This is a genomic window from Streptomyces sodiiphilus, assembly GCF_039529215.1.
Lineage (GTDB): Bacteria > Actinomycetota > Actinomycetes > Streptomycetales > Streptomycetaceae > Streptomyces > Streptomyces sodiiphilus.
On sequence record NZ_BAAAMJ010000132.1, the window covers coordinates 1 to 11,109 of the forward strand.

Consider the following 11,109-nt stretch of genomic DNA (forward strand, 5'->3'; position numbering starts at 1 on the left):
CCGGCCCTGCCAGGGCGCCCGCCCGGGGCGGCGGCACACGGTCAGCGGTGCGTCCGGCCGTTCGGTGAGGTGAGTGCTCACGCGTGCCGACCGAGCCCAGTCACCGGTCAGCGGCCCGGCTGCGAGAGCAAGGGCGAGCCCACTTCCTCGTCCTCCTCGTCCTCTCAGCTAAGCAGCCATCCGCTCGTCGGTCTCGAACAGCTTCTGCTCGATCGGAGAGAGCACGAGCTGGACGGCGTGTCCGGAGCCGCCCTGGCCGACCTTCCACAGCGCGCGGCCGCGCTGTCCGGCGCCCCAGGAACCGATCATCGCGCACTCGGCATCGCTGAGACCGATGGCATCCCGTGTGAGCGCGAGTGGTTTGGTGTCCTGGGCGAGTTGGATGCGGGTGGCACACGAGGCGATCAGGTTTGTGGCGATGGCCGCGGCGTCCTTGTCGACGGCTTCGAGGTCCTCCAGCCGGTGAGTGGACAGGATCTGGATCGTGCCGTCGGCCCGGCTCAGACGCAGGTCGGAGTCGACCTTCCCGACCATGCGGGTACCGCCTGAACGGATCTGCCGCCACAACTCGTCCCGCACTACCACCCATGGCTTGCCCGGCCGGTCGATCGCCGACTGCGCCCACGAGGAGACGCAGGTCAACACCATGGCGACCGTCGCCTCTCCGTAGCCTTCTTTCAGTGCGGAGATGTCCACCGACTGGATCGGGGCGTCCCAGTCCAGTCCGATGGAGGTCTGGTCGTCGAACAATCCGCCCAGGTGACCGTCGATCATTCCGCCCAGGGCGCTTCTGATACCGGCCATCCCTTCCCGTGCGGTCTGGATGTCCTCCCCGCGGACCCGGAGCTCGCGGGCCATGGCCGGCGTGGGATCGGTGAGTACCTGGTGCACCATCGGGAGCGTGGGGGTGTCCAGCACGGTCCGGCCCGCAAGCTCCCCCGTGACTTCCTTCAGCGCCACCCGGAGCGCTTCGCTCTCCGAGGGGTGCAGCATCCGCCGAAGCTGGAGCTCCAGCAGCGCTTCGAGCAGGGCCAACCGCCGCCGACGGATCTCCGCCAGGCGCGCGGAGAACTCTTCCGCGCTCAGCTTGTGCAAGTCCGTTCCAAGAGGCCCGGCGTCCAGCGGATTGAGACGCCCCGGCAGGCCAGGGCCGAGGCGTACCGGGTCCACGCCGAGGTGACGGCACAGCTCCGCGTACTCGCCCTTGACGTCGCCGGCGATCAGCGTGCGGTGCCCTACCGCCATCATCCGGAAACAGAGCGCTTTGACGTGGGCGGACTTACCGCTGCCGGGAACCCCCGTGATCATGACGTTCGGGTTCGTGCACAGCCCTTCCCTGACCCACACCGACGGGTGCGCGCTGAACGACTGCTGCGTGTGCACGTTCCAGCCGATGTACACCCCGACCGGTGGCAGGGAGCCGGCATGGAGGAAGGGGTAGAGACCGGATGCCTGGCCTGTGTCGGACCGGAAGACCTCGGTGTGATCGAGGTTCGCCGCGCGGCCGGCGAGCGGCTGTGGCCACCCTTTGCGGGGCGCCACCCGCATGACGGTCTCGGGGTCTTCAAGCAGTCTGGAGCGCCGCAGCTCCCGCAGACTCTTCGGCTTGCCGGCCGGGACCTCGCGGTCCGGCCGGTCCACCAGTGCGCTGACCGACTCCGAGGTCAGCTTCGTGTCGTCGTGCCGGCGGCGTTTCCACATCAGAACATTCCTCTACGGTCGGGCAGGCCCAGGGCAAGGGGCAGCGCCGCTGCGGCGAATCCGGAATCCTGGGCGCCCCACATCCGCCGGATCTCCAGCCCGGCACCAGCGGCGTCGGCCTGCAGTTCGGCACAGGCCGTCTCCAGCTGCTCCTGGTCGGTCACCGTCACGGCCAGCATCACGGTCATCCGCACCACGCCTTCACCCGAGGCTCGCGCGATGTCCTGCTCCCGGGCGGTCTGGACCTCCCGCCGTTCGTCCTCGGACTCCATCCGGCCGGTCTTGGCCCGCAGCTGCCGCGCGGTCTCCCGCTTGGTGCGCTCCTGGGACAGAGCTCGGCGGGCCACGCGCGGCCCGAGCGGTTCGTAGACCATGGTCAGGCAGCGCCGGGCGTTGACCCGCGGTCTCAGCAGCGGCTGGAGCACGGTGGCGAACACATCAGAGCGTGGCAGCCCCCGGATCTGGTAGGAGACCGTCCACGCCCCGTCGTGACGGTAGACGCCCCAGCTGTTCTCCGCCGCGGCCGGCCCGGCAAGATCCGGATCCACTCCCGGAGGAGTGCCCTGCCATGCCGGGTCCTGCGCGGCCGCTGCCCGGGCCGCGACCGCCAGTTGCTCTTCTGGGTCGTAGCCGGTCCGGATGACGGCAGCCACACCGCGCGGGGTGAGCCGGTCCACCACGGTGAGCCCTGCGCCGGCCAGGAGCTGCTCGATGGACAGCACCTCGCGGACCAGGACCGCGCAGGCCCCGACCTGGCCGCCGCCGGCACCTTTGATGGCCAGGCGCGCCCGGGACGCGGACAGCGTCAGTGACACGTACGTCTCCCGGGCGGCCGAAGCCGGCCCCGCCCCGTGCATCAGCTCCTCCAGGGCCTGGACTGCTTCCCTGGGCGCGTCCGCGGCGGTGTTGCGTGCGGTCCAAGCATCCAGGGCGGCGCCGTCGTCCGGCAGACACCGCTGGTGCACCCCGATCCGGGTGATGGCCCCATCCTCCGTGCACAGCGACCGCAGCACCGCAGCCCACCCGGCGACCCGGGACTCCTGCCGGTCGGGGTCCACCAGAGCCAGTCCCGGATACGTCACTCGCAGCACCGCGGTGTAGGTGCCGCTGGCCGGGTCGTGCGCCACACCCAGACGCCCGGACAGGCCGTCCGGGGCGTCCAGGATGCGTAGCCGGGCCAGCGGGCCAGGCAGATCCATCGGCTGGGCGCCGGTCTTCCGGTTGACCGGCGCGAAGATCCCGGAGAGGAACATGTGCTGCCTCCGCGCAGTGGCGATCTGGTGTCGGATTGCGAGCAGGGCCCACTCATCGGCGGTCAGGCCGAGCACCCGCCCGTAGGCCAGGGCCAGCAGCAGCGCCGAGATCGGCAGGAACACCGCCATGGTGAACAGGCTGCGCTGGTGCAACGGCACCAGCAGCGTCACCAGCGCTGTGGCGACCAGCACGAACCCGGGGCCGGAGAGCTCACCGAACCAGCCGGACTTCTCCCGTTGCCACCCGCCATACCGGGCGGGATTCGACATCGTGCTCAACGTGGCTTCCTCGGGGGATCAGAGGGCGGGGTGGGCGGCGGCTGGACAGGCCGGGGACGAGTCGAGGCCGGGCCGGCGGAGGACTCAGTAAGAGGAGGTCTCCGCTGAGCCGGGGCACGCTGTGCCGGGGCCGGAGTACCGCCCGCACCTGGTGAGGGTGCTGCGGCCGGGGGAGGTGTCTCCTGCCCGGCGCCGGCGGGTCCGGCTTCGGGCTGGCCCTGGTCGGCCTGGCCGCGGGCCGGCATGACGATGGCGTGGCGGCCGCCGTAGGCGCCGCTGCCCAGCCCGGCGTTGGCCCCCACGTTGGCCGCAGTGCTTTCCAGCGCGTCCTTGCCGACAGCGGCGACCTGGACACCCAGCCCCACCACCGACCCGGCCTTGCCCCAGAACCCCTTCCTGGCGCCGTGGCCGGAACGACCGCCCGCAGCGGCGTTGTTCTCCGCTTCCAGCGCTTTGGAGTACGGGGCGCCCCCCGGGGCGGCTCCCGGCCCTTGAGGAACCGGCTGGTGCCGGGCCCCACCGAACATGCTGCTGCCGCTGGAGCCGAGGGCGCTGATCAGGCCGGTGCCGCTGCCGCTGCCCTCACCCGCCGGGGTGAAGGTCAAGAACTTCGCCAGAACAGGCCAGGCGAAAGCAGCAAGAACGAAGATCAACAGGCCGACGAGAACGTTGTACAGGCCCTCACCATGGGCGAGCGCCCCGAACCCGATACCGAAGATCAAGACGATCACCGGCTTGAGGAGAATCAACGCGATCAGGGCGTTCCGGGCTCGCGGCCACCAGTCCTTGGTCGCATCAGCCATCTGGCCGGCCAGCACGATCGGCATGGCGACGACCAGCAGCATGATGCCGGCCTGCCGCATCAGCATCTCCAGCCACAGGGCACCGATCGCCAGCATGACCAAGATGGAAATGACGATCACCACCCCCACCGCACCGGCAGCGACACCGGACCCGGTCAGCAGCGCCGCACCACCGGCCGCGCCCGCTCCGGCCCCGCTCAGACCCGCGAAAAGGCCGGCGAACCGCTCCTTCATGGCGTCGGAGGGAGACCCTTCGTCATCGGCGAAGGACTCGGTGATGATCCAGTCGGAGACCGCGTCGGCCCACTCCAGGGCCAAGAACACGGCGCCGACGTACACGCTGAGGATGAGCCCGTACTTGGCCAGGCCCACCAAAGCGGTCGCCAGCGGTTCGCCCTGCTGGGACAGCCCGGCCTTCACGATCTGGATGGACATCAAGAACACGGCGATCAGCGCGGAAAGAACGGTGGCCAGGCCGAGCATCCGCCCGATACCGCTGCCGGCCAGGTCGATGGTCGACATCTTGTCGAACATCGACGTGAACTGCTCCAGCATCCACAGCACGCCGGTGCCCAGCGCCATCGCGGCTTCCTCCAGCGCATTGGCCGCCATCGCGCTGATCTGCCCGCTGAACCAGTCCAGCGGGCCGTCCACCGGTTCCGGGAACTCCAACGCCCCGCGGTTCGCACAGTCCTGGAACCGGATCGTGCCGCCGCCCTCGAAGCCAGTGGTCAGACACTCCTCGAGGAACGCCACACGGTCGGCATACAGCTGACTGGACTGGTCGTCCTGGAGCTCTTTCCACTCCTCGAACTTCCCGCGCTCGAACGCCTCACGCTCCTGCGCGGAGCAGTCGCTGCCCTCACTGCACGGCTCGACCGTCCCGGGCAACTCACCGCCTTCGAGGCCGTGACAGTCGCTGACTGCGTCCACGACGCACCAGTTGCCGTCCGGGGTCGTACCGACGCGCTCACCCCCGTTCCATTCCTCGGGGGGCGGGTCAGGAGGGCCGTAATCCGCGACCCAGCGGCTGGACTCATCCGCTGCGGCAGCGGATGCCGGGGCGACCACCAGGCCCGCGGTGAAGAACCCGGCCAGGAGCAGCCGCAGCACGGTGCGCAAGGCTGAACCGACTCGTGTCATCGATCGACCTGCCACCAGCCGTGCTGCCACGCCTTCGGGCTGTCGGGGTCGTAGGGGACGATGGGATAGTTCTTCAGCGAGTCGTACTCCTCGGTGAGCTTCCAGTCACCGTCCTCCCAGACGAGCACGATGGAGTCCATCTGGTCGGTGAGGGGGTTCTTGTCCGGACCCCCGCCGGAGCCGGGACCGTGCCTGTCGTAGACCATCCACACTTCCTGCACCAGCGTGTCGTCCTCGGTGGGGAGGGTGCGGAGCCGGACGGCCTTGACCGTGGTGGTGACGAAGAACCCGGGAGGAGCAGCCCCGGAGGGCGGCAGCCCGGCATATTCACGCGTGGCCCGCACCTGCGACACCGCACGGTCAACCGAGGCAAGAGAGTGCTTGCTCGTGACGGCCTCCATCTGGCCCCGCACCCGATCGTCGTCCAGCGGATCGAGGTTCTCCCGGATAGCGACCGCAGCCGAGATGGCCCCGTCCCCGCCCCTAGGCCACCCCACGGGCATCCCGTGCTTCTGCCCCTCCGGCTCCGCCAGGCTCACCTTGTTCCCGAGCGCCGGAGTCATCTCCTCGGCCGAGCGCCCCGGACTCTCAGCCCCGCCGCTGCCGCCGTCCGCAGAAGAACCAGGCCCGGCACTGCCCCCACCACCCTCGCTCGCGCCCAGCCCGCTGAGGGCCACCGCACCGAGACCAGCGATCAGCGCGCCCGCAGCCGCGCCGGCCGCTACCAGACGCAGCCGCGCCTTCCGGGCGCTACGCGAATACGGATCCTTCACCGGTCACCCCTGCGCCTCGTTGTAGATCATCCACACCAGGCCGGAGACCAGAGCGAGGAGCGCGGCCGCGATCAGACACACCAGCACGGCCTTCTTCCCGCGCGCGGCCATCTCGGCGCGCTCGGACAGCAGCCCAATGCCCGCCATGACGGTGCCGACCATGGCCCCGATGGCCAGCAGACCCAGGCCGATACCAGCGACCCAGCCAAGCCCCGTCGCGAACAGGTTCTGCACATCGGAGGGGACTTCAGGGTTGTAGTCAGGGATCGGGTTGTCGGTCCGCAGTGACAGCAGAGAACCGATCATCAGGACACCTCAAGGGGACGAAGAAGGGGGGTGGACAGGAATCGGAGCAGGTTGAGCAGCTGCCGGCACCGGATTCCCGAAACGGGCGTGCGCGGCAGCCAGGACAGCGGCGGCAAGACCGTCACCGCTGTGGGAAAGACGACGGGACAGCTTCTCGCCCGGCACAGGGCCGTGACTGCGCACCCGCGGGTCGTAAGGAAGGTCCACGACAGCAGCGACCCGGCTGGACAGCATGGCCGCTGCCGCGCGTACCGGGGCCGGTGTGCGCCCATCCCCGGTGGCCGCCAGCACCACGATGCTGTGACGCAACGGCAGATGGGCGGCATCCGCAGCGGACAGGGCCGTCAGGAGACGGGCGACTCCGGCACTGGTGGCCGCGGAGCACCACACCGGCACGGCACACGGCAGCGCGCACCACCGCGCGGTGACGGAGTCCTGGCCGGCGTGGTGAGCAAGGACCAGGTCCTCGCCGGCGGCGTGCCCGGTATCGACCAGCACGGTCTGCCAGCCCCCGACGGCCGCCAACTGGTACCAGGCCGCCGGGTCCTCGGGGAGTCGTAGCGGTGGAGCACTCCACGGCTGAGGATCGGTCAGCACATGCCAGGGGTGCGGCTGCCCCGGCGCCGCGCTGGCGGCATCGAGCAGGTGCCGGCGGGACAGGGGACGGTCGGGCGGCACCGCGGGCAGCCCTTCGGTGTCCGGCTGCGCCCGACCGCGCCCAGGCCACAAAACTCCTCCCGGCCCTCGACGAAGTTCTCCGCAAGGCCGGACTCCACACAGCCGCAGGCAGCGTGACCCCGTGAGCCGCCCACGCCCCAGCACCGACGACAGCACCTTCCTCCTCGCCGTCGCCACCGGCCTGCTGCTGTCCGTCGCCGCGGCCGTCCTGCTGGCCTCTCACCTCGCCAGCCTCCTCGCCGGCAACGGCCTGCCCACCAAGACGAACCGCAGCACGGTGGCCACGATCTGGTACGCACTCGTGCACGGACCCGAAGCCGCCTACACCCCCGCACCACCAGGCTGGCTGTTCTACTCACTGACCACCCTGCTGTGGCTGAGCATCGTTACGCTGGTGATCTGGGTCGCCAAGACGTTCATGCCCGGTCTGGGTGATCGCACCCTCCGGCATCCCCGGCCGCGCCACCCACCGCTGGTCACCCGTCGACTACTGCACCGACGCCCGCGCCGCCGACCGCATGGCCGCCTGGATGGCCGAAGCCGCCTCCTCCGCCGGCGACAAACGCGCAGCACCCTGGGTCGACCAAGCACGCAGCATCCTCAAAGGCATCCTCCTGGCAGCCAGCCTCTCGCGAGGCGGCGTCAACCAGATGCGCCGCTGGCTCAGCCTCGGCAAAGACGCAGTCGACCACGTCCGCGACGTCCTCGAAACCCACGGCTACGACGAAGTCGCCGAAGACTACGCCAGCCCCTGGCTACGCCTCCACGACGACGGCATCGGCAGCATCCAGTTCACCCTCAACGTCATCGCCCGGGTCTACGCCGACGAAGAAGTCCGCGACGCCTGCTCCCGCACCGACTTCACCACCGACGAACTACTCGACAAGTGCGGCACCGTCTGCCTCATCGCCAACGAAGCCGACGCCGAACGCTTCGCCCCGCTGCTCACCTCGATCGTCGCCTCGATCATCCACAGCGCCGAAGAACGCTACAACGCCACCGGCCAGCCCCTGACCCAACCACTGGGCCTCTTCATCGACGAGGCCGGCAACATGCTGCGCTACCCGCGCCTCCCGAACATCCTCACCACCGGCCGCGGCATGGGCATCGCCCTGCTGACCGTATGGCACGACCTGTCCCAGCTCCGCGACCGGCTCGGCCAGCAAGCAGCCAACACCGTCATGTCCGCCAGCGGACTCCGCATGCTGCTACCCGGCTGCGGAGACCTGGAGACCCTGCGCTACTTCTCCGGACTCGTCGGCCGCACCGAGATCGAGCGCTCCTCCCGCTCCACCGGAACCGGAGGCCAACGCTCCACCCAGTACTCCATCGCCGAGAAAGACCTCGCCCCCATCCACGAACTACAGCAACTCCCCGACTTCACCGCCATCGCCCAGTACAGCAACCTCGCCCCCATCCGTGTCCGAATGCGCCTCACCTTCCGAGATAGAGACGTCAAGCGATACCTCGATGTCCCCGAGCCTGACACGATCAAGGTTTCTCCATCGTGACCGACCATCCGAAGTTCCCCGATCTGTGGGATGACCCCGCCGATGCCTGGTCCTCCAGGTCTCCCGAGAGAGCCGAGTTCTCGCAAAGACGCTGGGTCTGGGAAGCTATGGAACCGGCCGAACGCATCCAACGCCTCAACGGACTTGCTGCATGGGTGAAATGGCTGCGCAATCGACATGAGCTGCACAACGAAATTCCCGCTTGCTGGTACCGCCACCCGCCCGTAGTGGAACGTCTGACCGCCTTGTACGCCGGCTACGTCCGTACCTACATGGCACCCTCCCCGGGCCGCGATCACGCCGAGATCGAGTGGATCCATGCACTGAGTTCGCTGCTTCCCCAACTGAAACGCCCCGGGTGTTCAGGAGGCCACCATGACCCGCCTCACCGCAAGCGAGACCAGGCAGCCGCAGGAGAGGACTTCGAAGAGTTCCTCCAGGCTCAGTGGCCCACCACAGCACCCGTCACGCATCCCGCTGAGGCGGAGGTCGCCCATCTCGATCCGCCGCTGTGAGCGAGACTTCCGCAGGACACGGGTTGCCGTCTTTGATGGGCGCGTCGGGCTGTGGCTCGACGGCATGCTCTGCGACCCTGCTGAGCCGCTGGGTAAGGTAGTCGATACCCTCAGCCCTTCTGCCGGTTTGAGGTTGATCTGATGCAGAGTGGACGAGCAGCCGGTGGTGTGGGCCAAAGGCAAGCTGAAGGAGAAGAAGTGCAAGCTCATGGCCCGCCAGCAGGCCCACCTCAGCGAAGAGCTTGCCGCGCGGTGAGTGCAGCATGAGGGCCACGCGGAGACCCATTCCATCAGCCAGCCCACCGTGTAGCGAGGGCTGGGCGGAGTACGCACAGCCGTTGAGCAGAAGCCGCGGCCCGAGAAGGGAGCAGGATGATTACTGAAGGACAGACTCTGGTCCTTGACGCGGAGGGCGCCCGGAGGGTAGCGGTGGTTCTGAGGTGGGAGCACAGCCAGGGCAGCCGGGCCCACTGCCTTGCCCGGTTGTTGGTTCGCCCTGCTCCCGCTGTGCCGGTCGCAGTCCTGTCAGAGTTGGCCGACAACCCCGACCACCTCGGGCTGACCGGTGATATGGGCGGTGCGGCGTCCGCCTTCCTTGAGTACATGGAGGGCTACGCCCGCCTTGACCCCGAAAGTCTGGTGTGGATCGCCCACCACGGACCGTTCTCCTCGGCTGACGACGACGGTGGTGGAGAGACCTTCACTCGGGTGGACCTCGCTCATCACCACGATGCCTTCCACGATGACTTGAGCGGCCACCACCTTCTCACCCCCGCACAGGTTCTCGCCGAGATTGCTCCGTTGCGCTTGCATCCTGTTCCAGAGGTACTCGCCGAACTCCGTTACGTTCGCATCTGACGAAAGAATGCCCTGCGAATGCGCCTGCCCGCGACCCGTCGCATGTCCGGAACGAACCTATTGCGCTCGGTGCGTGAGGACCTCGCCCCGTACCGGGAGATCCTCCAACCCAGCGGAGAACGGGTGGCGATCCTCCGGTTCGATGCCGCACAGGACGACCCGCCCGTGCGGCGCTTCCGTATGGAGGCAGCCAGGGTTTCGGCCGAGCAGAAGGTCAAAGCCTTCTCCTGGCTCGGGTTAGGAGTCGACCACCGGCGGCTGTCTCCATCGATCTCAGCCGCCGAGTTTGCCGGTCTGTTCACCACTCTCAATGCCGACCCACACACTGCGGCGATTATCGTGCAGTTCCCTCCGCCGCCCCGTCTCACCCCGCTTGTACAGCGGTTGGCGCCGACGAAGGACATCGACGGGCTGTTGGGCAGCCGTTCGCAGCAGCGGGCCTGCGCGACCGCGGACGGCATAGTCCGCTTGGTGCTTCCGTTCGCCGGAGACGATCCGGCCATTGCAGTCGTGGGAGCTCGCGGTTTCGTCGGCCGCGGTGTCGTGCGGCTGCTCAGCGACCGCGGACTGTCGGTGCGAGGGCTGGACGTCGGTGACGACCTGCGGGCCGCCGGACAAGCCGACATCGTCGTCTCCGCCACCGGTCAGCCGCATCTGCTTACCCCCGACCACATTCGCCCCCACCACCGGCTCGTCGTCGACTCAGGCTTCATGCCCCGGGTCGATGGCAGCGTGGCTGGTGATATCCACCCCGAAGCCGTCACCATTCCGCAGCACATTACCCCGGTGCCCGGAGGGGTCGGACCTGTGGAGATGGCGGTGCTCATGGAGCGCATTGTCCGCCAGGAAGCCAATCCAGGCCTGGTCGAGTGGACGGTGCCCCCGACGCCCTACATGACGCGCCGCGAAGTCGCCGCCCGCGGCAGCGCCCGCCTTGCCCTCACCTCGCCGCAGGCAGCCCTCGACCACAGTCGCCAGCTGCCAGGCCCTGGCAGTGGGAGAGGAGGACCGTCTCTGTGACAGCCTTGGATCCTCGACTTCCGTACGGGTAACTCAGCGGGTACGGGTATGACTGCCTGCGAGATCGCCGCCACAGTTCGCTCGGGTGCACTCTCGGCAGGCCACATTGCAGCGGCGGCGCTGGACCTCATAGTCCACTACGACACACGCGCGACTTGCCGCCCCGCGTATTGCGCGTTGCCCTGGAAGCGATGCACGAACCCGCCAACTTCCTGTGATCTCCGTCTCCCTTGCGGGTCAGCGCCGGACTTGGACCGGACTTCCCCCAC

General features: G+C 68.7%; 10 protein-coding genes. 4 read left to right on the top strand and 6 right to left on the bottom strand.

The window, feature by feature from the left end; translation table 11 throughout:
- Positions 1-168: 168 nt before the first annotated feature.
- The 6 genes from ABD299_RS25030 to ABD299_RS25055 form a co-directional block, all read right to left on the bottom strand.
- Complete coding sequence (locus ABD299_RS25030; protein ID WP_344267112.1) at positions 169-1,701, bottom strand: type VI secretion protein; 1,533 nt, start codon at positions 1,699-1,701, stop codon at positions 169-171.
- Complete coding sequence (locus tag ABD299_RS25035; protein WP_344267137.1) at positions 1,701-3,224, bottom strand: SCO6880 family protein; 1,524 nt, start codon at positions 3,222-3,224, stop codon at positions 1,701-1,703. Before ABD299_RS25035 ends, ABD299_RS25030 begins: the two co-directional genes overlap by 1 nt.
- A gap of 5 nt (positions 3,225-3,229) precedes the next feature.
- Complete coding sequence (locus ABD299_RS25040; protein ID WP_344267115.1) at positions 3,230-5,179, bottom strand: hypothetical protein; 1,950 nt, start codon at positions 5,177-5,179, stop codon at positions 3,230-3,232.
- Complete coding sequence (locus tag ABD299_RS25045) at positions 5,176-5,523, bottom strand: hypothetical protein (RefSeq protein WP_344267118.1); 348 nt, start codon at positions 5,521-5,523, stop codon at positions 5,176-5,178. The genes ABD299_RS25040 and ABD299_RS25045 overlap by 4 nt, the downstream gene beginning before the upstream one ends.
- Before the next feature lie 432 nt (positions 5,524-5,955).
- Positions 5,956-6,258 (bottom strand): hypothetical protein, encoded by a 303-nt coding sequence (locus tag ABD299_RS25050; protein ID WP_344267121.1) that lies wholly within the window; start codon positions 6,256-6,258, stop codon positions 5,956-5,958.
- Between the two features lie 9 nt (positions 6,259-6,267).
- The gene (locus ABD299_RS25055; RefSeq protein WP_344267124.1) at positions 6,268-6,987 is read right to left on the bottom strand and encodes a hypothetical protein; all 720 of its coding nucleotides are present in this window, start codon (positions 6,985-6,987) and stop codon (positions 6,268-6,270) included.
- A 380-nt stretch (positions 6,988-7,367) separates the two neighbouring features.
- Between ABD299_RS25055 and ABD299_RS25060 the strand changes: the two genes are divergently transcribed.
- The 4 genes from ABD299_RS25060 (at position 7,368) to ABD299_RS25075 (ending at position 10,840) form a co-directional block, all read left to right on the top strand.
- Positions 7,368-8,447, top strand: coding sequence for a type IV secretory system conjugative DNA transfer family protein (locus tag ABD299_RS25060; protein WP_344267127.1), 1,080 nt, complete (start codon positions 7,368-7,370; stop codon positions 8,445-8,447).
- Positions 8,444-8,962, top strand: coding sequence for a hypothetical protein (locus ABD299_RS25065; protein ID WP_344267130.1), 519 nt, complete (start codon positions 8,444-8,446; stop codon positions 8,960-8,962). The genes ABD299_RS25060 and ABD299_RS25065 overlap by 4 nt, the downstream gene beginning before the upstream one ends.
- Positions 8,963-9,493: 531 nt before the next feature.
- Positions 9,494-9,820 carry a hypothetical protein gene (locus tag ABD299_RS25070; protein WP_344267133.1) on the top strand — a complete coding sequence of 109 codons (327 nt, stop codon included), beginning with the start codon at positions 9,494-9,496 and terminating at the stop codon, positions 9,818-9,820.
- 18 nt (positions 9,821-9,838) lie between these two features.
- The gene (locus tag ABD299_RS25075; RefSeq protein ID WP_344267135.1) at positions 9,839-10,840 is read left to right on the top strand and encodes a tetrahydrofolate dehydrogenase/cyclohydrolase catalytic domain-containing protein; all 1,002 of its coding nucleotides are present in this window, start codon (positions 9,839-9,841) and stop codon (positions 10,838-10,840) included.
- Positions 10,841-11,109: the final 269 nt, after the last annotated feature.